Raw genomic sequence first — 24,022 nt, forward strand, 5'->3', positions numbered from 1 at the left:
TGCTACGCTTGAATAAGGCGATTCGCATGGAGCGGATCCCAAGGTTCACAGCACCCACACTGGATTGTGAAACAGACAGGGCCGAGTCAACGAGGATAGCTATGCTGAGAAGGAAAAAGATTAAACCCATCACGCTTCGCGACGTCACTATTATTGACGACGCAAAATTGCGTAAGGCCATCACCGCAGCCTCGCTCGGTAATGCGATGGAATGGTTCGATTTTGGTGTCTATGGCTTTGTGGCCTACGCGTTAGGTAAAGTGTTTTTCCCAGGGGCTGATCCCAGCCTGCAGATGATTGCCGCACTGGGGACGTTCTCCGTTCCTTTCCTTATTCGCCCGCTGGGTGGTCTGTTCTTCGGTATGCTCGGTGATAAATACGGTCGCCAGAAGATCCTTGCCATCACCATTGTCATCATGTCGATAAGTACCTTCTGTATCGGCCTGATTCCGTCCTATGCCACGATCGGCATCTGGGCACCGATTCTGCTGCTGCTCTGTAAGATGGCGCAGGGTTTCTCCGTCGGTGGGGAATATACCGGTGCCTCGATCTTCGTCGCGGAGTATTCCCCGGACCGTAAGCGCGGTTTTATGGGGAGCTGGCTGGACTTCGGCTCGATTGCCGGGTTCGTGATGGGTGCGGGTGTCGTGGTGTTGATTTCAACCGTCGTCGGTGAAGAGAACTTCCTCGACTGGGGCTGGCGTATCCCATTCTTCCTCGCGCTGCCGCTGGGGATCATCGGTCTGTATCTGCGTCATGCGCTTGAAGAGACACCGGCGTTCCAGCAGCACGTTGAGAAACTGGAGCAGGGTGACCGTGAAGGGCTGCAGGATGGTCCGAAGGTGTCGTTCAAAGAGATTGCCACTAAGCACTGGCGCAGCCTGCTGACCTGTATTGGTCTGGTGATTTCGACCAACGTGACCTACTACATGCTGCTGACCTACATGCCGAGTTATCTGTCGCATAACCTGCATTACTCGGAAGATCACGGTGTGCTGATTATTATCGCCATCATGGTGGGTATGCTGTTCGTGCAGCCGATTATGGGTCTGCTGAGTGACCGCTTTGGCCGTCGACCATTCATTATTCTGGGAAGCGTGGCGCTGTTTGCCCTGGCAATCCCGGCCTTTATTCTGATCAACAGTAACGTGCTGGGGTTGATTTTTGCGGGTCTGCTGATGCTGGCGGTGATCCTGAACTGCTTCATCGGGGTGATGGCCTCAACGTTGCCTGCGATGTTCCCGACGCATATTCGTTACAGTGCGCTGGCGGCAGCCTTTAACATCTCGGTACTGATTGCCGGTCTGACCCCGACGCTTGCCGCCTCGCTGGTGGAAAGCACGCAGAATCTGATGATGCCTGCTTATTACCTGATGGTGATCGCGGTGATTGGCTTGATTACCGGTATTACGATGAAGGAGACGGCGAACCGTCCACTGAAAGGGGCGACGCCTGCGGCATCGGATATTCAGGAAGCGAAAGAGATCCTGCGTGAGCACTACGATAATGTAGAGCAGAAGATTGAAGACATTGACGCAGAGATTGAAGAACTGCAGAAAAAACGCTCCCGACTGGTGGATCAGCATCCACGCATCAACGAGTAATAAAGAAACCCGCCAACGGCGGGTTTTCTTTTATTAGCATCCGGCAGCGATGTAGTCGCCATTGGCGCTGATGGGGATGACCGTCAGGAAGAGAACGGTCGCGAACAGGATCAGAACTATCCCGCCGGCTATTTTGACGGCTGGCACCAGCCATCTTAACGTGCTATTTCCCCCGAAGCAGGCCACCGTGCGTTCACGGGCATAACGTACCGCCAGCGAGAGCCCCATAATCGAGAGTGCCGTTCCCAGTGACATTGTCATGACGGCAGCCATCCCCCAGGTGACAATGCCCAGCGCATTTGAAAACATCAGAATCATGATTGCCCCACTGCACGGGCGTGCGCCAATCGCCAGAATCACCCCCAGGCGAGTTTTCCAGTCTCCCTGCGTCAGGTCGGCACCCACGCCGTGATGGCCGCAGCCACAGTGTTCATTGTGCTGATGGAGGGGACTGATGGCCGAGATCGTCATTCTGCGCGGACGCAGGCTCTTTAATGCCTGATAAATGACGAACGCGCCGAATACACCAATCAGCACTGCGCTTATCTTCTCTACATACCAGCGGCTGGTACTAATATCCCCTGAGGCGAGGTTAAACCCCACCGCCAGAATAAAGACAAACAGAATGGCGCTCACGCCCTGCATCAGGCTGCCAAGGAAAGGAACGACCCGGGCAGCCCGCTCGCTTTCCTTATTAGTGGTCAGATAGGTCGTCACAATGAATTTCCCGTGCCCCGGCCCGATGGCGTGCAGCACGCCATAAAGGAAGGCGCCTGTTAAGAGCCATAGTCCGCCGCTGTACTGGTGGTTATTCAGCTGCAGCAGATACATCACCAGATAACGGTGCAGGGTAATTTGAGTGGCAAGACACCACTGGATAAAGGCGCTCCAGTGTGTATGCAGGGTAAAACTGGCAAACAGAATAGCCAGCAGCATCGCCCCTGCGGTAGGGAGACGCCAGTCGCGGGCGAGGCGTTGTGTGTTCATGAGGGAGTGCTCTGCCAGGAAGAATATTTGCCGCTAGTATAGTTGATCTTCCTTTTCAGTTCGCAGGATCGCATCGGGATCCTGATGATGTTGTGGATAAGTCTGTGTGTAAAAGGGTATAAGGCGGGGTTTTGCTGTGGAATGCAGCAGTCAGTCATTTTTCTGTCATTTAGCGGTTGCGGCCTGCGGAGAACTCCCTATAATGCGCCTCCATCGACACGGCAGATGTGAATCACTTCACAGACAACCCGGTCGGTTGAAGAGAAAAAATCCTGAAATAACGGGTTGACTCTGAAAGAGGAAAGCGTAATATACGCCACCTCGCAACGGTGAGCGAAAGCCGCGTTGCAACTGCTCTTTAACAATTTATCAGACAATCTGTGTGGGCACTCAAAGTGACATGGATTCTTAACGTCCTCGGACGAAAAATGAATACCAAGTCTCTGAGTGAACATACGTAATTCATTACGAAGTTTAATTCACGAGCATCAAACTTAAATTGAAGAGTTTGATCATGGCTCAGATTGAACGCTGGCGGCAGGCCTAACACATGCAAGTCGAACGGTAGCACAGAGAGCTTGCTCTCGGGTGACGAGTGGCGGACGGGTGAGTAATGTCTGGGAAACTGCCTGATGGAGGGGGATAACTACTGGAAACGGTAGCTAATACCGCATAACGTCGCAAGACCAAAGAGGGGGACCTTCGGGCCTCTTGCCATCAGATGTGCCCAGATGGGATTAGCTAGTAGGTGGGGTAACGGCTCACCTAGGCGACGATCCCTAGCTGGTCTGAGAGGATGACCAGCCACACTGGAACTGAGACACGGTCCAGACTCCTACGGGAGGCAGCAGTGGGGAATATTGCACAATGGGCGCAAGCCTGATGCAGCCATGCCGCGTGTATGAAGAAGGCCTTCGGGTTGTAAAGTACTTTCAGCGGGGAGGAAGGTGTTGTGGTTAATAACCGCAGCAATTGACGTTACCCGCAGAAGAAGCACCGGCTAACTCCGTGCCAGCAGCCGCGGTAATACGGAGGGTGCAAGCGTTAATCGGAATTACTGGGCGTAAAGCGCACGCAGGCGGTCTGTCAAGTCGGATGTGAAATCCCCGGGCTCAACCTGGGAACTGCATTCGAAACTGGCAGGCTAGAGTCTTGTAGAGGGGGGTAGAATTCCAGGTGTAGCGGTGAAATGCGTAGAGATCTGGAGGAATACCGGTGGCGAAGGCGGCCCCCTGGACAAAGACTGACGCTCAGGTGCGAAAGCGTGGGGAGCAAACAGGATTAGATACCCTGGTAGTCCACGCCGTAAACGATGTCGACTTGGAGGTTGTGCCCTTGAGGCGTGGCTTCCGGAGCTAACGCGTTAAGTCGACCGCCTGGGGAGTACGGCCGCAAGGTTAAAACTCAAATGAATTGACGGGGGCCCGCACAAGCGGTGGAGCATGTGGTTTAATTCGATGCAACGCGAAGAACCTTACCTACTCTTGACATCCAGAGAACTTTCCAGAGATGGATTGGTGCCTTCGGGAACTCTGAGACAGGTGCTGCATGGCTGTCGTCAGCTCGTGTTGTGAAATGTTGGGTTAAGTCCCGCAACGAGCGCAACCCTTATCCTTTGTTGCCAGCGGTCCGGCCGGGAACTCAAAGGAGACTGCCAGTGATAAACTGGAGGAAGGTGGGGATGACGTCAAGTCATCATGGCCCTTACGAGTAGGGCTACACACGTGCTACAATGGCGCATACAAAGAGAAGCGACCTCGCGAGAGCAAGCGGACCTCATAAAGTGCGTCGTAGTCCGGATTGGAGTCTGCAACTCGACTCCATGAAGTCGGAATCGCTAGTAATCGTAGATCAGAATGCTACGGTGAATACGTTCCCGGGCCTTGTACACACCGCCCGTCACACCATGGGAGTGGGTTGCAAAAGAAGTAGGTAGCTTAACCTTCGGGAGGGCGCTTACCACTTTGTGATTCATGACTGGGGTGAAGTCGTAACAAGGTAACCGTAGGGGAACCTGCGGTTGGATCACCTCCTTACCTTAAAGAACCTGCCTTTGTAGTGCTCACACAGATTGTCTGATGAAAAGTAAATAGCAAGGCGTCTTGCGATTGAGACTTCAGTGTCCCCTTCGTCTAGAGGCCCAGGACACCGCCCTTTCACGGCGGTAACAGGGGTTCGAATCCCCTAGGGGACGCCACTTGCTGGTTCGTGAGTGAAAGTCACCTGCCGTCATATCTCAAAACTGACTTGCGAGTCATGTTTGAGATATTTGCTCTTTAAAAATCTGGATCAAGCTGAAAATTGAAACGACACACATGTTATGTGTGTTCGAGTCTCTCAAATTTTCGCAAACCGATGATGAATCGAAAGAAACATCTTCGGGTTGTGAGGTTAAGCGACTAAGCGTACACGGTGGATGCCCTGGCAGTCAGAGGCGATGAAGGACGTGCTAATCTGCGAAAAGCGCCGGCGAGGTGATATGAACCTTTGACCCGGCGATGTCCGAATGGGGAAACCCAGTGTGATTCGTCACACTATCGTTAACTGAATACATAGGTTAACGAGGCGAACCGGGGGAACTGAAACATCTAAGTACCCCGAGGAAAAGAAATCAACCGAGATTCCCCCAGTAGCGGCGAGCGAACGGGGAGCAGCCCGGAGTCTGAATCAGCTTGTGTGTTAGTGGAACGGTCTGGAAAGTCCGACGGTACAGGGTGATAGTCCCGTACACGAAAATGCACAGGTTGTGAACTCGAAGAGTAGGGCGGGACACGTGGTATCCTGTCTGAATATGGGGGGACCATCCTCCAAGGCTAAATACTCCTGACTGACCGATAGTGAACCAGTACCGTGAGGGAAAGGCGAAAAGAACCCCGGCGAGGGGAGTGAAAAAGAACCTGAAACCGTGTACGTACAAGCAGTGGGAGCCTACTTGTTAGGTGACTGCGTACCTTTTGTATAATGGGTCAGCGACTTATATTCTGTAGCAAGGTTAACCGTATAGGGGAGCCGAAGGGAAACCGAGTCTTAACTGGGCGTTAAGTTGCAGGGTATAGACCCGAAACCCGGTGATCTAGCCATGGGCAGGTTGAAGGTTGGGTAACACTAACTGGAGGACCGAACCGACTAATGTTGAAAAATTAGCGGATGACCTGTGGCTGGGGGTGAAAGGCCAATCAAACCGGGAGATAGCTGGTTCTCCCCGAAAGCTATTTAGGTAGCGCCTCGTGAACTCATCTTCGGGGGTAGAGCACTGTTTCGGCTAGGGGGCCATCCCGGCTTACCAACCCGATGCAAACTACGAATACCGAAGAATGTTATCACGGGAGACACACGGCGGGTGCTAACGTCCGTCGTGAAGAGGGAAACAACCCAGACCGCCAGCTAAGGTCCCAAAGTCATGGTTAAGTGGGAAACGATGTGGGAAGGCACAGACAGCCAGGATGTTGGCTTAGAAGCAGCCATCATTTAAAGAAAGCGTAATAGCTCACTGGTCGAGTCGGCCTGCGCGGAAGATGTAACGGGGCTAAACCATGCACCGAAGCTGCGGCAGCGACACTATGTGTTGTTGGGTAGGGGAGCGTTCTGTAAGCCGTTGAAGGTGGCCTGTGAGGGTTGCTGGAGGTATCAGAAGTGCGAATGCTGACATAAGTAACGATAAAGCGGGTGAAAAGCCCGCTCGCCGGAAGACCAAGGGTTCCTGTCCAACGTTAATCGGGGCAGGGTGAGTCGACCCCTAAGGCGAGGCCGAAAGGCGTAGTCGATGGGAAACAGGTTAATATTCCTGTACTTGGTGTTACTGCGAAGGGGGGACGGAGAAGGCTATGTTAGCCGGGCGACGGTTGTCCCGGTTTAAGCATGTAGGCGGAGGTTCCAGGTAAATCCGGTACCTTATTAACGCTGAGGTGTGATGACGAGGCACTACGGTGCTGAAGTAACAAATGCCCTGCTTCCAGGAAAAGCCTCTAAGCATCAGGTAACACGAAATCGTACCCCAAACCGACACAGGTGGTCAGGTAGAGAATACCAAGGCGCTTGAGAGAACTCGGGTGAAGGAACTAGGCAAAATGGTGCCGTAACTTCGGGAGAAGGCACGCTGATATGTAGGTGAAGCCCCTGCGGGTGGAGCTGAAATCAGTCGAAGATACCAGCTGGCTGCAACTGTTTATTAAAAACACAGCACTGTGCAAACACGAAAGTGGACGTATACGGTGTGACGCCTGCCCGGTGCCGGAAGGTTAATTGATGGGGTTAGCGGCAACGCGAAGCTCTTGATCGAAGCCCCGGTAAACGGCGGCCGTAACTATAACGGTCCTAAGGTAGCGAAATTCCTTGTCGGGTAAGTTCCGACCTGCACGAATGGCGTAATGATGGCCAGGCTGTCTCCACCCGAGACTCAGTGAAATTGAACTCGCTGTGAAGATGCAGTGTACCCGCGGCAAGACGGAAAGACCCCGTGAACCTTTACTATAGCTTGACACTGAACACTGGTCCTTGATGTGTAGGATAGGTGGGAGGCTTTGAAGCGTGGACGCCAGTCTGCGTGGAGCCGACCTTGAAATACCACCCTTTAATGGCTGGTGTTCTAACGTAGACCCGTAATCCGGGTTGCGGACAGTGTCTGGTGGGTAGTTTGACTGGGGCGGTCTCCTCCCAAAGAGTAACGGAGGAGCACGAAGGTTAGCTAATCCTGGTCGGACATCAGGAGGTTAGTGCAATGGCATAAGCTAGCTTGACTGCGAGAGTGACGGCTCGAGCAGGTGCGAAAGCAGGTCATAGTGATCCGGTGGTTCTGAATGGAAGGGCCATCGCTCAACGGATAAAAGGTACTCCGGGGATAACAGGCTGATACCGCCCAAGAGTTCATATCGACGGCGGTGTTTGGCACCTCGATGTCGGCTCATCACATCCTGGGGCTGAAGTAGGTCCCAAGGGTATGGCTGTTCGCCATTTAAAGTGGTACGCGAGCTGGGTTTAGAACGTCGTGAGACAGTTCGGTCCCTATCTGCCGTGGGCGCTGGAGAATTGAGGGGGGCTGCTCCTAGTACGAGAGGACCGGAGTGGACGCATCACTGGTGTTCGGGTTGTCATGCCAATGGCACTGCCCGGTAGCTAAATGCGGAAGAGATAAGTGCTGAAAGCATCTAAGCACGAAACTTGCCCCGAGATGAGTTCTCCCTGAGACTATAAGTCTCCTGAAGGAACGTTGAAGACGACGACGTTGATAGGTCGGGTGTGTAAGCGCAGCGATGCGTTGAGCTAACCGATACTAATGAACCGTGAGGCTTAACCTTACAACGCCGAAGCTGTTTTGGCGTGAGAGAGACGATTTTCAGCCTGATACAGATAACAGAATTTGCCTGGCGGCTTTAGCGCGGTGGTCCCACCTGACCCCATGCCGAACTCAGAAGTGAAACGCCGTAGCGCCGATGGTAGTGTGGGGTCTCCCCATGTGAGAGTAGGGAACTGCCAGGCATCAAATAGAAGAACCCCGTACCGTAAGGTGCGGGGTTTTTTGCTTTGGGTTTTATTCCTCTCCTTGAAATTTTCCCGTAGGACGGATAAGGCAAAGCCGCCATCCGGCAAAGCAGATTGCACGATCTCACCGGAAAGAGAAGCAAGAATATAAAAGAAGGGATTTATAAACGCAGAAAAGCAAAAACCCAGCCATAGGCTGGGTTCTTTAAATAGTGGTGCCCGGACTCGGAATCGAACCAAGGACACGGGGATTTTCAATCCCCTGCTCTACCGACTGAGCTATCCGGGCAACGGAGCGCATTAAACCGCAATCGCGCCTTATCGTCAACATTATTTCGGGGAAAGCTGTTCAATTGCTTAACTTTACGGCAATCTGGCGGTTTACGCGCCGAAAAGACCAAATTTCGCTGATTCGCTTACGTCAACGCCCCGCCCATACGACACTGAGCAAAGCGAAGAATATCTTCCGCCAGGCGGTGCGCCGTATCCACATCGGCCTGGCTACGATTCACCAGCATGCGGCTCAGACAACCCTCCAGTACCAGCTCCATTTGCTTAGCGACCATTGCCGGGTCATCCACTTCAAGCGTTGTCAGTAGCTCGTGAGTGAAGTCATGCGCCGCACGCTTTTGCTGATCCGCCAGCTGATGTATTGGATGCCCGGGATCGGGATAAAATGTACAGGCGGCAATAAACAGGCAGCCCGGATAACGATTGTTACTGACACATTCAGTCAGGGCGGTGTAGCGAGCCAACAGCTTTTGCTCAGCCGTCAGTTCTTCATTAAGCATCAGCTGTCTGCGCCAGATATCCACCTGCTGGCTAAGGTAGCGCAGCGCATCATAAAGCAGGGCCTCTTTATCCGGCCAGAAGCGCGTTAACTCATCCAGAGGGTAATCGATACGGTCGGCTACCATCTCAAGCGTGGTGCTGGCGATCCCTTGAATCTCAAGTAATTGCAGGGCTTGTCCCAGTACGTCTTCACGTTGCACGGTTATCTCCTCCGCTATTCCCAACGGTATGTCCCGTCTAAAGTGTTGTTTACGGTTGGCGATTGCGCAAATGCGCGCTGAATGCCGTTGAATCCATAAACCCGGTTACACGCTGTTCTGGCTGCTCTTCCCCTTGTTCATTGAAGAATAAAATGGTTGGCAGCCCGAGTACGTTAAGGTGCTTAAGCAGAGTCTTATCCTGCTCATTGTTGGCCGTGACGTTTGCCTGAAGCAACACCGTCTCTTTCAGGGCGCTTTGTACCTGAGGATCGCTAAAGGTGTATTTTTCAAACTCTTTGCAGGCAACACACCAGTCAGCATAGAGATCGAGCATCACCGGTTTACCTTTTGCCTGAGCCAGGGCGCTATTGAGCTCATCGACATTGTTAATGCGGGTGAAGTCCAGATGCGCCTGCGTCTGACCCACCGGCGTGCCAAATGCCCAGTCCTGCAGCGGACGCACGCTGACCAGTGCAGCCGCCAGCAGCAGGATTTGCACAAGGCGCATCCATGGCTTTTTCGCCCCCAGGCTGACGATAAATGCCCAGGAGAAGAATGCGACGCCAAGCATCGCCCACAGACGCCTTCCCCACTCGTCTCCGATGATGCGCTCCAGCAGGAACACCGGTAGCGCCAGAATGACAAAACCAAACGCGGTTTTCACCGTCTCCATCCACGGTCCGCTTTTCGGCAGCAGACGATTACCAAAGACCGTCACAAGAATGAGCGGCAGACCCATCCCCAGCGCATAAAGATACAGCGTTCCGCCACCGAGCCACATATTGCCGCTCTGGGCGATGTACAGCAGGATGGCGCTGAGCGGCGCAGTGGTGCAGGGTGAACAGATTAGCCCGGCAATTGCACCCATTGCGAACACGCCGCCTGCAGATCCTCCCTGCTGACGATTACTCATCAGCGTTAAGCGGGTTTGCAGCGAAGAGGGCAGTTGCAGAGTGAACAGGCCAAACATCGACAGCGCCAAAAGAATAAAGACAACTGACAGACCAATAAGCACGTAAGGATGCTGAAGCGCTGCCTGGAATTGCAATCCAGCGGCGGCGACCACGAGGCCGAGCGCCGTGTAGGTTAATGCCATGCCCTGGACATAAATAAAAGCCAGCAGCAGCGCCCGGGCGGTGGAAAGCCGTTGCTTACCGCCTAGCACAATCCCGGAGATCAGCGGGTACATGGGCAGTACACACGGCGTAAAGGCAATGCCAATACCAATCAGTAGCGCCCAAAACGCTGAGAAGGGAAGATCTGAAGTGGCTTCGCCTTCTCCCTTCACCCTGGCCCTCTCCCACGAGGGGAGAGGGGAGGCAGCCGCTTTAACTTCAGTAAGCGGAACGACCTTCGTTTCAGGAGGATAGCAGAAGCCCGCGTCGGCACAGCCCTGATACGTCACCGTCAGCGTGGCGCCTTTATCCGCCTGATTCACCGTGACGGGTACGTTTAAGCGCTGACGATAGATTTCACTCTTACCGTAGAACTCGTCCTCGTGCCACTCGCCCGCGGGCATCTGCAATGCGCCGACGTTAGCCTTTGCGGACGTGATGCTGACCTGTTTGCGGTAAAGGTAGTAACCCTCTTTCACCTGCCAGGTCAGATTGAGATCGTGCTGGTTCTGCTGAAAATCGAAAACAAACGCCTGGTCGGCAGGAATAAAGTTTGAACGGCCGGGTGCGTCAAACAACCCGGCAAATACTGATGTGCTGCACAGCAGCAGGATCAGCGTAAGGAAGCGTTGAGCCATGTGAGATAGTCGTTATCGCCATGGAGCACTGGCAGCACCAGCAGCTCTGGAGTTTGGTAAGGATGATGAGACTTGAGGCAGTCGAGGAGCGCCTGCTGGTTCGCCCGGTTGGTTTTAAGCAACATCTGGACTTCGTACTCCTGCTCCAGCTTGCCTTCCCAGTAATAAAGGGAGGTTGCGCCGGGGAGAAGCGTTACGCAGGCTGCCCATTTTTCGGCCAGCACTTTGGCGGCGAGATCCTGGGCAGAGGCTTCATCAGGGGCGGTACACAGTACGACAACGGCATCAGGCGTGTTCACAAGTCGACCTCCTCATCACGAAAGTCTTCACTATATCACGCAAGACGATTGGTCATTAATGAATCGGGCCGCAGTGCGGCCCGATTTTAACTATTTTTACAACGGCTGAAGGTTTACAGCACAATGCCACCGATGATAAAGCCGAGGATGACGCAAAGCGTAATTGCTACCACGCCCGGGATCAGAAACGCGTGGTTAAACACGTATTTACCGATACGGGTAGAGCCAGTGTCATCCATTTCAACCGCTGCCAGCAGGGTTGGGTAGGTTGGCAGAACGAACAGTGCGGAAACGGCTGCGAAAGAGGCAATCGCCGTCAGCGGCGTTACGCCTAACATGAGTGCCGCAGGCATCAGCGCTTTGGTGGTTGCTGCCTGGGAGTAAAGCAGGGTCGCAGCAAAGAACAGCACGACCGCCAGCAGCCACGGGTAGTTGTGCAGCAGGTCGCCGGCTACGGTCTGGATATCGCTGATATGCGCCTTCACGAAAGTATCGCCGAGCCATGCCACACCCAGTACACACACGCAGGCACTCATACCGGATTTAAAGGTACTGGCGTTCAGCACTTCGCTGGTGTCGATTTTACAGGTGATGCTAATCAGCGTCGCGATAGTCAGCATGAACACCACAATCGCTTCGTTACGCGGCAGAACCGGGTTCTGAATCAGCCCCACGGTGTCACTGATGGCGGTTGCGTAGAACATCACTGCGACGATACCAATCAGGAACAGCAGTACGGAGCGCTTTGCGTGCGGCTTCAGTTCGAAGACCTGGCTACCGCGCAGTCTCACTTCACCTTTTGCCAGACGCTCCTGGTAAACCGGATCGTCTTTCAGTTCGGCACCGAGGAAGTTACACAGCACGGCAGTAATCATGACCGCAATCAGCGTCACCGGAATACAGATCGCCAGCAGCGTCAGGTAGCTCACGCCCATCGGCTCAAGGATACCGGCGAAGAAGACCACGGCGGCAGAGATCGGCGACGCGGTGATGGCAATCTGAGACGCAACGACGGCAATAGAGAGGGGACGAGACGGGCGAATCCCCTGTTCTTTTGCCACTTCGGTAATCACCGGCAGCGTGGAGAACGCCGTGTGGCCAGTTCCCGCGAGAATGGTCATAAACCAGGTGACCAGCGGGGCAAGGAAGGTAATGTATTTAGGATGGCGGCGCAGCATACGCTCCGCCAGACTCACCAGGTAGTCCATACCGCCTGCCACCTGCATAGCGGCGATAGCGGCAATAACTGCCATGATGATTTCGATAACGTCAAAGGGGATTGCGCCGGGTTTAATCTGAAAGATAAGGGTAAGAACGAGCACCCCGAGACCGCCGGCAAAACCGATGCCGATACCCCCGAGTCTTGCTCCCAAATAAATCGCCAACAAGACGATGACGAGTTCTGCTCCAAACATAAGGACCTGCCTTGCTTATTAACAAGTTGATATTGAATTGTTGTATTTTGGTAACGCCTAAAAAGAAAAAAGGCACGTCACAAGTGACGTGCCTTTAAAAGCCTAGCCTGAACGGTTACTGTTCGCTTTCATCGGTATATCGTTTCGCTTTATATGCCGGGTGCATCAGGTTCTGGGCGGAGAAGATATCGTCCAGCTCAGCCTCGGTCAACAGTCCGCGCTCCAGCACCACTTCACGCACGCTCTTACCGGTTTCGGCACAAATCTTACCGACGATGTCACCGTTATGGTGACCGATGAACGGGTTGAGGTAGGTGACGATCCCGATAGAGTTGTAAACGTAGCCTTCACACACTTCTTTATTTGCGGTAATGCCGTTAATGCATTTTTCCAGCAGGTTGTAGCAGGCGTTAGTCAGGATGTGGATAGATTCGAACATCGCCTGGCCAATCACGGGCTCCATTACGTTCAGCTGCAGCTGACCGGCCTCGGAGGCCATCGTCACGGTAGTGTCGTTACCGATGACTTTGAAGCAAACCTGGTTCACCACTTCTGGCACGACCGGGTTCACCTTAGCTGGCATGATGGACGAACCCGCCTGCAGCTCTGGCAGGTTGATTTCGTTCAGGCCAGCGCGCGGGCCGGAAGAGAGCAGGCGCAGGTCATTACAGATTTTGGACAGTTTCACCGCCAGACGTTTCAGTGCGCTGTGTACCATCACGTACGCGCCGCAGTCGGAGGTGGCTTCAATCAGGTCTTCCGCAGGCACGACCGGCAGGTTGGACACTTCAGCCAGCTTCTGAACCGCCAGCTGCTGATAGCCATCCGGGGTGTTCAGACGCGTACCGATGGCGGTTGCGCCCAGGTTCACTTCCAGCAGCAGCTCAGAGGTGCGCAGCAGGTTTTTGGTCTCTTCATTCAGCAGCACGTTAAATGCGTGGAATTCCTGGCCCAGCGTCATTGGCACTGCGTCCTGTAACTGGGTACGACCCATTTTCAGGATATCCTGGAACTCAACCGCTTTACGCTGGAAGCCATCGCCCAGTTGGTTGATGGCGTCCACCAGTTTCACCACGGAGGCATACACCGCGATACGGAAGCCGGTTGGGTAGGCGTCGTTGGTGGACTGGCATTTGTTAACGTGGTCGTTCGGGTTCAGGTACTGGTATTCACCTTTCTGATGACCCATCAGCTCCAGGCCGATGTTTGCCAGTACTTCGTTGGTATTCATGTTGACGGAGGTACCCGCGCCGCCCTGATAGACGTCAACCGGGAACTGGTCCATGCATTTGCCGTTGTTCAGCACTTCATCGCAGGCAGCGATAATCGCATTTGCCGCGCTTTTAGGAATGGTTTGCAGCTCTTTGTTAGCCAGCGCTGCGGCTTTCTTCACCATCACCATGCCACGGACAAACTCAGGGATGTCGCTGATTTTGCTGTTGCTGATGTAGAAGTTTTCAATCGCTCTCAGAGTGTGAACACCATAGTAGGCATCCGCTGGAACTTCCCTGGTACCCAACAAGTCTTCTTCGATACGAATGTTGTTTAACATGTGAACCTTCTTTTCAAGCTGCCGATGGATTGTACTAAACACACAGTATATATGTGGTTTTGAATATTTTCTGACCGACGATTATTCCCTCAATCAGCCAGATGCTCGAGATCATATGCTGATGATAGCGAATTGCCGTAAGCTGGATCACTTATTATCGAGCCGATTCCATGATAATTATTAATCTGTGAAATGTGTCACCGCTTTAATATTTCCAGAAAAAATATCCGTGCAAACCGATTGAATTTTCGCTAACTGCCACCATTTCATACAAACGCGCGTCGCGAACACATTCAGACAGGGGCCTGACGGCACCTGCCCTACAGGAGATGCCAGTGCGCTGGATACCATTTATTGCTTTCTTTCTCTATGTTTACATTGAGATTTCCATTTTTATCCAGGTTGCCCATGTACTGGGCGTCCTGCTGACGCTGGTTCTGGTGATTTTCACCTCCGTCATCGGCATGTCGCTGGTGCGTAACCAGGGTTTCAAAAATTTCCTGATAATGCAGCAGAAGATGGCTGCAGGCGAAAGCCCGGCAGAAGAGATGATCAAAAGCGTGTCGCTGATTATCGCGGGTCTGCTGCTTATTCTGCCTGGCTTCTTTACCGACTTCCTCGGCCTTTTGCTGCTTCTGCCGCCAGTGCAAAAACACCTGACCATGAAGCTGCTGCCGCATCTGCGTTTTAGCCGTATGCCGGGTGGTGGCTTCAGTACGGGCCCGGGCGATACGTTTGAAGGGGAGTATCAGCGTAAGGATGAACAGCACGACCGTTTAGACCACAAAGACGATCGGTGATTTTTATGCCCGGTGGCGCATCGCTCACCGGGCCTGCGGATTTTGCCGCTTCGGTAAAAACAGCCACAGCCCTGCCAGCATGACGATGGCATACACACTCTTCCATCCCACCATTGCCAGCAACAGCAGGCAAAGCACACCCCCGACGACCGCCAGTGCTTTATAACGGCCTTCCAGCAGACGACAGCCCGCCAGCATGCACAGCAGATAGATCATAATGAAAATGCCGTTGGCGTAGACGATCAGGGCATCCAGATTGATTTTCAGTACGTAAATACCCAGCGTACTCAACACGCAGCAGCCCAGCACGGTATTCAGTGCATTCACCGGAAGTTGACGTTTGGACAACTGCGCAAGACGGCTTTCAGGATTATAAAGCGCCTGCGACCACACCAGACGGGCAAAGCTCTGGATATAAATATTCAGGCTGGCAAAACAGGCGAGATAGCCAATCATACATGCGACCCACAGCGCTTTTACGCCAAACAGGTGTACCACTATGCCCGGCAGTGACGCGGCAGCCGCTTTATCCGCACCGAATGCGTTGAAGTGCAATACCAGCACGGTGCAGGCCCAGTAAACTGTTCCTGCCAGCAGCAGGCCAATCATCAGCGCGCGCGGAAAATCGCGCTCAGGCTGCTTAAATTCAGAGGCCAGATGGGCGAACGCTTCGAGACCCACAAAACACCAGAACATAACGGCAAGGGCGGCGAAAAGCTGTGAATGGTCAATGTTTGTCGCTGCCGGGAAGGGAATGTCCTTAATTGTGATATCGCCCGCCCACCAGACAGCCGCAACGAGCGCAACAATCAGTACCGCAACCAGCGTCTGCAGGTTTGCACTTGAGCTGGCGCCGCGTGAGCCCACCCACCAGACAATGGCCAGCGTACCCAGTTCAGCCAGCAGGAGCTGCTCGTTATGCCAGCCAAACAGCGCCTGTCCAAAGCCGGTTGCAATATGCAATGCCGCAGGAAGACCCACCGGGATCACCGAGAGAAACAGCCAGCCGGTAACACGCTTCAGTCGCGGGCCAAACGCCAGCCCGACAAAGTGCGCCACACCGCCTGCGTCAGGGAAGTGCCGCCCGAGGATGGCAAACACAATGGCTATCGGAAACACCAGCACAATCAGCACCGGCCACGCCCACAGGCTGTTATTGCCTGCTACCAGCGCCGCCAGTGCGGGTACGGCAAATACGCCCGTACCTAACAAGGAGGTTGAGAGCAGGCCAACGCCCTGCGCCAGCCCCAACTCCTGTTTAAGTCCACTCATTGACATCGTCCTGCCAATACCAAAAGAGAGGGGATGGTAACACTTTCGCAAAATTTTTTTTCAACTCCCCCTTGAAGGGGGAAAAAGCTATCCCCATCTCTCAGGGCACTAGTCGGAAAACCGCATGCGGGCCGGCGTCATCCATAACTGATAATGACTTTCTCAAAGGAGAGCTATCAATGAGTATTCGTCCGTTACATGATCGTGTGATCGTCAAACGTAAAGAAGTTGAAACCAAGTCTGCTGGCGGCATCGTTCTGACCGGTTCTGCTGCAGCCAAATCAACGCGTGGCGAAATCATCGCTGTCGGTAAGGGCCGCATCCTGGAAAACGGAACTGTGCAGCCGCTGGACGTTAAAGTTGGTGACATCGTAATTTTCAACGATGGCTACGGCGTGAAATCCGAGAAGATCGACAATGAAGAAGTGTTGATCATGTCCGAGAGCGACATTCTGGCAATTGTTGAAGCGTAATTTACGCACGAGAATTTGAGGAAATAAGAACATGGCAGCTAAAGACGTAAAATTCGGTAACGACGCTCGTGTAAAAATGCTCCGCGGCGTAAACGTACTGGCCGATGCAGTTAAAGTGACCCTGGGCCCGAAAGGCCGTAACGTAGTGCTGGATAAATCCTTCGGCGCGCCAACCATCACCAAAGATGGTGTTTCTGTAGCACGTGAAATCGAACTGGAAGACAAGTTCGAAAACATGGGTGCGCAGATGGTGAAAGAAGTTGCCTCTAAAGCGAACGATGCTGCAGGTGACGGTACCACCACCGCGACCGTACTGGCGCAGGCTATCATCACTGAAGGTCTGAAAGCCGTTGCTGCGGGCATGAACCCAATGGATCTGAAACGTGGTATCGACAAAGCTGTCGCTTCCGCTGTTGAAGAGCTGAAAGCGCTGTCCGTACCGTGCTCTGACTCCAAAGCCATTGCTCAGGTAGGTACCATCTCCGCTAACTCCGACGAAACCGTAGGTAAACTGATCGCTGAAGCGATGGACAAAGTCGGTAAAGAAGGCGTTATCACCGTTGAAGACGGTACCGGTCTGGAAGACGAACTGGACGTGGTTGAAGGTATGCAGTTCGACCGCGGCTACCTGTCCCCATACTTCATCAACAAGCCAGAGACTGGCGCTGTTGAGCTGGAAAGCCCGTTCATCCTGCTGGCTGACAAGAAAATCTCCAACATCCGCGAAATGCTGCCAGTGCTGGAAGCCGTTGCGAAAGCAGGCAAACCGCTGGTTATCATCGCTGAAGACGTTGAAGGCGAAGCGCTGGCGACCCTGGTGGTTAACACCATGCGTGGCATCGTGAAAGTGGCTGCGGTTAAAGCACCTGGCTTCGGCGATCGTCGTAAAGCGATGCTGCAGGATATCGCTACCCTGACTGGCGGTACCGTTATCTCTGAAGAGATCGGTATGGAGCTGGAAAAAGCGACCCTGGAAGACCTGGGCCAGGCAAAACGCGTTGTGATCAACAAAGACACCACCACCATCATCGACGGTGTGGGTGAAGAAGCCGCTATTCAGGGCCGTGTTGGTCAGATCCGTAAGCAGATCGAAGAAGCAACCTCTGATTACGACCGTGAAAAACTGCAGGAGCGCGTAGCGAAACTGGCAGGTGGTGTCGCTGTTATCAAAGTCGGTGCTGCGACCGAAGTTGAAATGAAAGAGAAAAAAGCGCGCGTTGACGATGCCCTGCACGCGACCCGTGCTGCGGTAGAAGAAGGCGTGGTTGCTGGTGGTGGCGTTGCGCTGGTGCGTGTTGCCGCTAAACTGGCTGGCCTGACTGCACAGAACGAAGACCAGAACGTGGGTATCAAAGTTGCGCTGCGCGCAATGGAAGCGCCTCTGCGTCAGATCGTTTCTAACGCCGGTGAAGAGCCATCTGTGGTTGCGAACAACGTGAAAGCGGGCGAAGGTAACTACGGTTACAACGCGGCAACTGAAGAATACGGCAACATGATCGACTTCGGTATTCTGGACCCAACTAAAGTTACCCGTTCTGCTCTGCAGTATGCGGCATCTGTAGCTGGCCTGATGATCACCACCGAGTGCATGGTTACTGATATGCCTAAAGGCGACGCGCCTGACTTAGGTGCTGCTGGTATGGGCGGCATGGGTGGTATGGGCGGCATGATGTAATCATGTTGTTCTGAACCTCTCAGAACGAACCCCGGGCAGCGATGCCCGGGGTTTTTTATTGCCTGTCCAGCTGCTACTCAAAGGTGCCTTTCACGCACACAACACCTTCGCGCACCATCTGGCGGCCTTTCGCCCAGACCTCGTGGATTTTTAGATCGTCCGTCAACACCAGGAAATCGGCATCGCATCCGGGCGCGATCCGTCCTTTATGCTCCAGCCCGAGAAACTCCGCCACATTACGCGTAAATGGCAGAAGCGCCTCCTCCAGCGGCAGGTGATAGCGGCTGACCAACTGCTGTAGGGTTTCCGGAAGGGATTCGAATCCTGCCACGCCAATACCTACCAGATTGCCATTTGCGTCAAAATTCGGTTGGCTACCGTTACCGTCCGAGCTGAGCGTGAGACGGTTAAACGGCACCTGCGCTTCGCGGGCTGTCGCAATGGCGGTGGCGGCATCAATGGGTTCGCTGATGCTGGTGGTGATATCGATATAACCCCCTTCGCGAGCATAGTTTAGCGCGGCGAGGAAGAGCGCCTCACCGCGGTTAACGTGGGTTGGCAGCAGCTTCGTGCGGGGAACGTCAGCGTTATTCAGAATGTTAAGGAGCGGCTCCAGCAGCTTCGGGCTGTTGCCGAGGTGAAAAACGGAGATACCCGCTTTGGCACCCAATAGCCCGCCGACGCGTGACTGGGCGGCCATACTGGCGAGCCGATCGTCCGCTGGCGCGGAAGAGCGATGATCGGAAATCGCGCATTTCACACCAATGATTTTGTCGATCAGCGCCACATCTTTTTCAATACTGCCGGTAATCGTCGGAGAAGGCAGTCCGTACGCGCCCGTCAGCATCCACGCGCTGATCCCTTCATGCTCAAGCGCTCGTGTTTTTGCCAGCAGTGATTCAGGGTGTCGGGTGACGCCGTCGGTGCCCAGCAGGCCAACCACGGAGGTGATACCTGCTGCTACCAGCGCAGACAGCCGCACCTCCGGCGTGCGGGTGTGGGGCCCCGCTTCACCGCCGCCACCGATGAGATGCACGTGCTGATCGATAAATCCCGGGCAAATCACCGCTCCGGCGAGATCGGTTTCAGGACACGCCATCCGCGTTGTTGCATGCCCCGCTTTTTCGATCGCAACAATTTTTCCCCCAGCGATCAGCAGATCGCAATGTCCCCGATCCTCCGGGGCGTAGAGATGTGCGTTGCGGAAAAGATGGGGTTCCAGCACTGAAAAATCCATTTTTATCTCCTCAGAAGAGTAGCTGCATCACCCACATTGAGAGCAGGGCGTTAATGACGCAAACCGTAATAATGTGCGAGTAATATTTCGGATTCACGCCTGCGGTACCCAGGCAGCGGCCGGTATTTTGCACCGGATTGCCCATCAAATAGATGGCGGGCAGCAGGATGGTGGCATCGTGACCGTTGAGTGAGCCGGCGGCGACCAGACTGGCGCAGACCCCCACGCCGCCGCCCATACTCATCACCGAGGCCAGAAGGACCGTTGCCGCCGCGCCCGGAAGCCCCCAGAGCGCCATGACGGGCTCGCAAACATTGCCCACGATATCCAGCAGGCCCGTCACCTTCAGCGCCTGAATAATGACAAATGCCATGACCACGTTTGGCAGCAGGCTGGTGGTCGCGATGGTAAAGCCGCGGCGGGCACCATCAATAAACATGTCCATGATATTTTTACGCGGCTGGGCGATCATTTTTTTCCTCCTGAATACGATGATCTTCCATACGGGCGATCCACAGTCGCAGGAAGTTAGCGCCAACAAATTTGAATACCAGAATGACGGCCAGCGGCGCGATCACCGGGACGGTAATAAACGTGAAAAGCGCGGCGCCGGAAGAAAAATAGTTGGTAATAATGGCGCTTCCGCTGGTCTGGAAGGTAGCGAAAATGGCGCGTTCATGGTCGGTAATTGCTCCGTCGTCGGTCAGCTCTTTGGTCATACCTGCCGCCGCATCGGTGTTTTGCAGGTTGGCGATAAGGGCCAGAGAGCAGATCCCCGGCACGCCAAGCAGCGGACGCAAAATAGGCGTCATCAGCTGTTGTGCGGCACGCAGTCCGCCCAGGCCTTCGGTGACGGCAATGATCCCGAGCGATAAAATGACCGAGGGCACCAGTTCAAGGGCAAATAAAAACCCGTCTTTCGCCCCCGTTCCGCCCGTGCCGCGAAACGTCAGGGCGCCGTTGACCGGTCCAAAGCTACCGTTTAAGACGGTAAAGTCCAGCACGCGCCACCATTCAGTACTTTTGGCGAAAAAACCGGAGAAAAATACGATGGTGAGTACAAACGCCAGATAGCCTACCCATGTCACTTTTTCCTCTCCTGAGGATGATGCACTCATGAAACCCCCTTTTTCATTGCGTACAAAAGTTGTACGTCGCACCACTACATACGATCGAGGGCTAAAACACGATATCCCAAAGGCTATTATCAGAATTCATTTAAGATGTCGGAGGAGTGCCTGGCGGAATCTGGCTCGCAGAAATGCTCGGCATTTTTCTTTTGGTCATCTTTTAGGTATAAGATTTAGACACGGACAACTACTGTCCAGCTTATTGAAAACGAGGAATAACATGCGCGTAAAAGTCTGTGCAGGGATTGTAGGGGCAGCATTGCTGCTGGCGGGTTGTAGCTCCAGCAATGAGCTGTCGGCGGCGGGCCAGGGTGTTCGCTTTGTGGAAGATAAGCCGGGTAGCGAATGCCAGCTGTTAGGCACGGCCACGGGCGAGCAAAGCAACTGGATGTCGGGACAGCATGGTGAAGAGGGCGGCTCTATGCGCGGTGCGGCGAATGCCCTGCGTAACCAGGCCGCGGCGATGGGCGGCAATGTGATTTACGGCGTGAGTAGCCCAACGCAGGGAATGCTCTCCAGCTTCGTGCCAACCGCCAGCCAGATGAGCGGCCAGGTCTACAAGTGCCCGAACTGAGTTAACGCGGTGATGGCGCTGCGCCCGGACCCTGTAGGGCAGGTAAGCGTAGCGCCACCTGCCTTTTAGTGCTGCCGCAGCTGCAAATCCAGCGGCGTCTTACTTGGCTCTCCGCCAATTTCGCGCGCCAGCTTGGGTACCATATAACCTGAAACCAGCGTTAACAGCTCGCGCATAATCTGTCGGGCTTCTTCATCGGTCACCATGAAGTGCGCCGCACCCTGCACGCGGTCCAGCACATGCAGGTAATAGGGCAAGACACCCGCATCAAACAGGGCGTTGCTGAGGTCGGCCAGCACGCGGGTGCTATCATTTACCCCACGCAGCAGCACGCTCTGGTTTAGTAGCGTGACCCCCACTTTACGCAGGCGCGCCATCGCCGCGCGAAATGCATCGTCAATTTCATTCGCGTGGTTAATATGGTTCACCAACAGCACCTGCAAGCGGGATTGCGCCAGGCGCGACACCAGTCCGTCAGTAATGCGTGCCGGAATGACAATCGGTAAACGGCTGTGAATACGCAGACGTTTGATGTGCGGGATGGCCTCAAGCTGGGTTAATAGCCAGTCCAGCTCATGATCTTTTGCCATCAGCGGGTCACCGCCGGAAAAAATAATCTCATCCAGCTCTGAATGGGCGGCGATATAGTCCAGCGCGACCTGCCAGTTGCGCTTATTTCCCTGGTTTTCGGAGTAAGGGAAGTGCCGACGGAAGCAATAACGGCAATTTACCGCGCAGCCGCCTTTGACCAGCAGCAGGGCGCGGTTGAGATACTTATGCAGTAAACCCGGTACCACACTGTTCTGCTCTTCCAGGGGATCGGTGCTGTACCCTGGTGCAGTAATAAACTCATCCTGCAAGGTAATGATTTGTTTTAAAAGCGGATCGTCAGGATTGCCTTTCTCCATGCGCGCAACAAACGCGCGTGGAACGCGCAGGGCGAAAAGGCGCTTTGCCTCGCGGCCCGCAAGCAACTCTGGGTGCTGATCGAGGTCTAAAAGACGCAGCAATTCATCAGGACTGGTGATTACATCGGCAAGTTGCGATAACCAATCTTCTCTGGACGGGGTGTTTAGGGTTACAATATGCGCCATTTTGTGGCTTAGCTACCAGTTAACAAATTTAGAGGGCCTTATGGCAACGTACTATAGCAACGATTTTCGTGCTGGTCTTAAAATCATGATGGACGGCGAACCGTACGCGGTTGAAGCCAGCGAATTCGTTAAACCAGGTAAAGGCCAGGCATTCGCACGCGTTAAGCTGCGCCGCCTGCTGACCGGTACCCGCGTTGAGAAAACTTTCAAGTCTACCGACTCCGCTGAAGGCGCAGATGTTGTGGATATGAACCTGACTTACCTGTACAACGACGGTGAGTTCTGGCACTTCATGAACAACGAAACCTTCGAGCAGCTGTCTGCTGACGCGAAAGCGATTGGCGATAGCGAAAAATGGCTGCTGGATCAGGCTGAGTGCATCGTGACCCTGTGGAACGGTCAGCCTATCGCTGTTACTCCACCAAACTTTGTTGAGCTGGAAATCGTTGAAACCGATCCAGGTCTGAAAGGTGACACTGCCGGTACTGGCGGTAAACCAGCGACGCTGTCTACCGGTGCTGTGGTTAAAGTGCCACTGTTCGTACAGACTGGCGAAGTGATCAAAGTGGATACCCGCTCCGGCGAATACGTATCACGCGTGAAGTAATAGTCAGGGCGCAGCGCCCGCTGCGCCTGATTTTTGCAGGCAGGGATGATGAAACGTACCGTTAAAATTCTGCTTCTGTTAGCGCTCTCCAGTGCATTGCTTTCTGGCTGTAACACCACGCGCGGCATGGGGGAAGATATCCAGGATCTTGGGCATATCATTTCTCACGCGGCCAGCTAAGCTCGTCTAATTTTCCGAAAAATGCTTCCTTGTCCGTCAATCGGCGGGATCTTGTCTATTCTTAAGTTGCAATACACAAAACAACTTTGGCTATAAAAGGAAGATATTATGGTTAAGAAGACAATTGCAGCGATCTTTTCAGTCCTGGTACTTTCTTCAGTATTAACTGCCTGTAATACCACGCGTGGCGTTGGTCAGGATATTTCTGAAGGTGGTAGTGCAATCTCGGGTGCGGCAACAAAAGCACAGCAGTAATTAATTAACGGTACGGAACCAGAAGGGTTTCGTACCGTCAGTTTTCTGTACCCTGCGGAGATAAAAACGGGGAAAAGCGCGTGTCCATATGCAGCTTCATGCGGATATTTCGCTTGTAGGTATATACCGTTTTCCCATTGATACTCAGGTGAGCGGCAATTTTTTGATTGCTTGCGCCGTCCATCCACATTGTCAGCACTTTCTCCTCCTGGCGGGTCAGCAACGGCGTGGCCACTGTTGGTCTGTGCGTGTCTGAGCCCGAAATTAACGCGTCATTAATAACCGTGGCGAGTTCCTCAAGACGGGCATTTTTCGTGAGTGAAGACCAGACCGGGAAGTTCTCCAGCCAGGCCGTCATGTCTCTGTCCTCTCCCGATTGCAACATAATAAAGGGGAGTTTTTCGCTGGCATTCAGTAAGGAAGAGAATTGCTGAAAATGGGGAGTATCCTGCCTGAAACCATGCAGGTCAGCGATAACCAGTGAGGGTTTCCATTGCAGAATATGCTCTCTGGCGAGGAAAAGATTGTTCAGCCCGGTCACAACGTAATGTCCCGGGAATAAACCGGAATGATTGAGCCATGCTTCAAACCCCGCGCGGGTAAAGTGACAACGGTCAATCAAAAGTATTTTGAACATATTTTATT

20 protein-coding genes, 2 tRNA genes and 3 rRNA genes are annotated in these 24,022 nt (G+C 53.8%); 12 read left to right on the plus strand and 13 right to left on the minus strand.

The window, feature by feature from the left end; all coding sequences use genetic code 11:
* The first annotated feature begins 101 nt into the window (after window positions 1–101).
* The gene (gene proP / locus ABFI50_RS10900) at window positions 102–1,604 is read left to right on the plus strand and encodes a glycine betaine/L-proline transporter ProP (RefSeq protein ID WP_014882193.1); all 1,503 of its coding nucleotides are present in this window, start codon (window positions 102–104) and stop codon (window positions 1,602–1,604) included.
* 33 nt (window positions 1,605–1,637) lie between these two features.
* Here proP and ABFI50_RS10905 read toward each other — a convergent pair whose 3' ends face one another.
* On the minus strand, window positions 1,638–2,591 hold the full coding sequence (locus tag ABFI50_RS10905; RefSeq protein WP_071922683.1) for a nickel/cobalt transporter: 954 nt from the start codon (window positions 2,589–2,591) through the stop codon (window positions 1,638–1,640).
* 496 nt (window positions 2,592–3,087) lie between these two features.
* On the opposite strand from ABFI50_RS10905, the gene ABFI50_RS10910 reads away from it, so the two are divergent.
* From ABFI50_RS10910 to rrf, 4 genes are all read left to right on the plus strand, one after another.
* Window positions 3,088–4,627: ribosomal RNA gene (locus ABFI50_RS10910) — 16S ribosomal RNA — on the plus strand.
* Window positions 4,628–4,712: 85 nt separating this feature from the next.
* Window positions 4,713–4,788 (plus strand) — tRNA-Glu (locus ABFI50_RS10915).
* Window positions 4,789–4,980: 192 nt separating this feature from the next.
* Window positions 4,981–7,885, plus strand: a 23S ribosomal RNA gene (locus ABFI50_RS10920).
* A 65-nt stretch (window positions 7,886–7,950) separates the two neighbouring features.
* Window positions 7,951–8,066 (plus strand): 5S ribosomal RNA (rrf, locus tag ABFI50_RS10925).
* Together the 16S, 23S and 5S rRNA genes with 1 tRNA gene alongside form the textbook arrangement of a ribosomal RNA operon.
* 216 nt (window positions 8,067–8,282) lie before the next feature.
* Here rrf and ABFI50_RS10930 read toward each other — a convergent pair.
* The 6 genes from ABFI50_RS10930 to aspA form a co-directional block, all read right to left on the minus strand.
* Window positions 8,283–8,358, minus strand: a tRNA-Phe gene (locus tag ABFI50_RS10930).
* A gap of 127 nt (window positions 8,359–8,485) precedes the next feature.
* The gene (locus ABFI50_RS10935) at window positions 8,486–9,061 is read right to left on the minus strand and encodes a transcriptional regulator (RefSeq protein ID WP_014882195.1); all 576 of its coding nucleotides are present in this window, start codon (window positions 9,059–9,061) and stop codon (window positions 8,486–8,488) included.
* Between the two features lie 49 nt (window positions 9,062–9,110).
* On the minus strand, window positions 9,111–10,814 hold the full coding sequence (locus tag ABFI50_RS10940; protein WP_347483960.1) for a protein-disulfide reductase DsbD: 1,704 nt from the start codon (window positions 10,812–10,814) through the stop codon (window positions 9,111–9,113).
* The gene (gene cutA, locus ABFI50_RS10945) at window positions 10,790–11,113 is read right to left on the minus strand and encodes a divalent cation tolerance protein CutA (protein ID WP_014882197.1); all 324 of its coding nucleotides are present in this window, start codon (window positions 11,111–11,113) and stop codon (window positions 10,790–10,792) included. The genes ABFI50_RS10940 and cutA overlap by 25 nt, the downstream gene beginning before the upstream one ends.
* 113 nt (window positions 11,114–11,226) lie before the next feature.
* Window positions 11,227–12,528 carry an anaerobic C4-dicarboxylate transporter gene (locus ABFI50_RS10950; RefSeq protein WP_023331834.1) on the minus strand — a complete coding sequence of 434 codons (1,302 nt, stop codon included), beginning with the start codon at window positions 12,526–12,528 and terminating at the stop codon, window positions 11,227–11,229.
* Between the two features lie 115 nt (window positions 12,529–12,643).
* Window positions 12,644–14,080: an aspartate ammonia-lyase gene (gene aspA / locus ABFI50_RS10955; RefSeq protein WP_003855923.1), complete on the minus strand. Its 1,437-nt coding sequence runs from the start codon at window positions 14,078–14,080 to the stop codon at window positions 12,644–12,646.
* 335 nt (window positions 14,081–14,415) lie between these two features.
* Here aspA and ABFI50_RS10960 point away from each other — a divergent pair, with 335 nt between their 5' ends.
* Complete coding sequence (locus ABFI50_RS10960) at window positions 14,416–14,880, plus strand: FxsA family protein (RefSeq protein WP_014882199.1); 465 nt, start codon at window positions 14,416–14,418, stop codon at window positions 14,878–14,880.
* Window positions 14,881–14,904: 24 nt separating this feature from the next.
* Here ABFI50_RS10960 and yjeH read toward each other — a convergent pair whose 3' ends face one another.
* Window positions 14,905–16,152, minus strand: coding sequence for an L-methionine/branched-chain amino acid transporter (gene yjeH, locus ABFI50_RS10965; RefSeq protein WP_014882200.1), 1,248 nt, complete (start codon window positions 16,150–16,152; stop codon window positions 14,905–14,907).
* 179 nt (window positions 16,153–16,331) lie between these two features.
* Between yjeH and ABFI50_RS10970 the strand changes: the two genes are divergently transcribed.
* Both ABFI50_RS10970 and groL read left to right on the plus strand, forming a co-directional pair.
* Entirely contained in the window at window positions 16,332–16,625 is a 294-nt protein-coding gene (locus tag ABFI50_RS10970; protein ID WP_003855929.1) for a co-chaperone GroES, read from the plus strand.
* Between the two features lie 31 nt (window positions 16,626–16,656).
* Window positions 16,657–18,300 carry a chaperonin GroEL gene (gene groL / locus ABFI50_RS10975; protein ID WP_014882201.1) on the plus strand — a complete coding sequence of 548 codons (1,644 nt, stop codon included), beginning with the start codon at window positions 16,657–16,659 and terminating at the stop codon, window positions 18,298–18,300.
* A 73-nt stretch (window positions 18,301–18,373) separates the two neighbouring features.
* On the opposite strand, the gene iadA is transcribed toward groL, so the two are convergent.
* Genes iadA through ABFI50_RS10990 form a run of 3 tightly spaced genes read right to left on the minus strand, consistent with a single transcriptional unit; the run spans window position 18,374 to window position 20,655 of the window.
* Window positions 18,374–19,537, minus strand: a complete 1,164-nt coding sequence (gene iadA, locus ABFI50_RS10980) for a beta-aspartyl-peptidase (RefSeq protein WP_063943819.1) — start codon at window positions 19,535–19,537, stop codon at window positions 18,374–18,376.
* A gap of 10 nt (window positions 19,538–19,547) precedes the next feature.
* Entirely contained in the window at window positions 19,548–20,009 is a 462-nt protein-coding gene (locus ABFI50_RS10985) for a YjiG family protein (protein WP_347483969.1), read from the minus strand.
* Window positions 19,990–20,655, minus strand: coding sequence for a nucleoside recognition domain-containing protein (locus tag ABFI50_RS10990; protein WP_347483971.1), 666 nt, complete (start codon window positions 20,653–20,655; stop codon window positions 19,990–19,992). Before ABFI50_RS10990 ends, ABFI50_RS10985 begins: the two co-directional genes overlap by 20 nt.
* A 232-nt stretch (window positions 20,656–20,887) precedes the next feature.
* On the opposite strand from ABFI50_RS10990, the gene ABFI50_RS10995 reads away from it, so the two are divergent.
* Window positions 20,888–21,241: a DUF4156 domain-containing protein gene (locus ABFI50_RS10995; RefSeq protein ID WP_014882205.1), complete on the plus strand. Its 354-nt coding sequence runs from the start codon at window positions 20,888–20,890 to the stop codon at window positions 21,239–21,241.
* 65 nt (window positions 21,242–21,306) lie between these two features.
* Here the strand turns inward: ABFI50_RS10995 and epmB are convergent, their stop codons facing one another.
* Window positions 21,307–22,335, minus strand: a complete 1,029-nt coding sequence (epmB, locus tag ABFI50_RS11000; protein ID WP_347483973.1) for an EF-P beta-lysylation protein EpmB — start codon at window positions 22,333–22,335, stop codon at window positions 21,307–21,309.
* A 40-nt stretch (window positions 22,336–22,375) separates the two neighbouring features.
* Between epmB and efp the strand changes: the two genes are divergently transcribed.
* The 3 genes from efp to ecnB all read left to right on the plus strand — a co-directional run bounded on the left by efp (window position 22,376) and on the right by ecnB (window position 23,377).
* A complete protein-coding gene (gene efp / locus ABFI50_RS11005) occupies window positions 22,376–22,942 on the plus strand; it encodes an elongation factor P (protein ID WP_014882207.1) in 567 nt (188 codons plus the stop codon).
* 48 nt (window positions 22,943–22,990) lie between these two features.
* Window positions 22,991–23,122, plus strand: coding sequence for an entericidin A/B family lipoprotein (locus ABFI50_RS11010; RefSeq protein WP_013095266.1), 132 nt, complete (start codon window positions 22,991–22,993; stop codon window positions 23,120–23,122).
* Between the two features lie 108 nt (window positions 23,123–23,230).
* Window positions 23,231–23,377, plus strand: coding sequence for a lipoprotein toxin entericidin B (gene ecnB / locus ABFI50_RS11015; protein WP_003025482.1), 147 nt, complete (start codon window positions 23,231–23,233; stop codon window positions 23,375–23,377).
* 37 nt (window positions 23,378–23,414) lie between these two features.
* Here the strand turns inward: ecnB and ABFI50_RS11020 are convergent, their stop codons facing one another.
* Window positions 23,415–24,014: a LuxR C-terminal-related transcriptional regulator gene (locus tag ABFI50_RS11020; RefSeq protein WP_250127579.1), complete on the minus strand. Its 600-nt coding sequence runs from the start codon at window positions 24,012–24,014 to the stop codon at window positions 23,415–23,417.
* Window positions 24,015–24,022 lie beyond the last annotated feature (8 nt).

The sequence above is a fragment of the Enterobacter sp. HNDS-6 genome (assembly GCF_039850505.1).
Lineage (GTDB): Bacteria > Pseudomonadota > Gammaproteobacteria > Enterobacterales > Enterobacteriaceae > Enterobacter > Enterobacter kobei.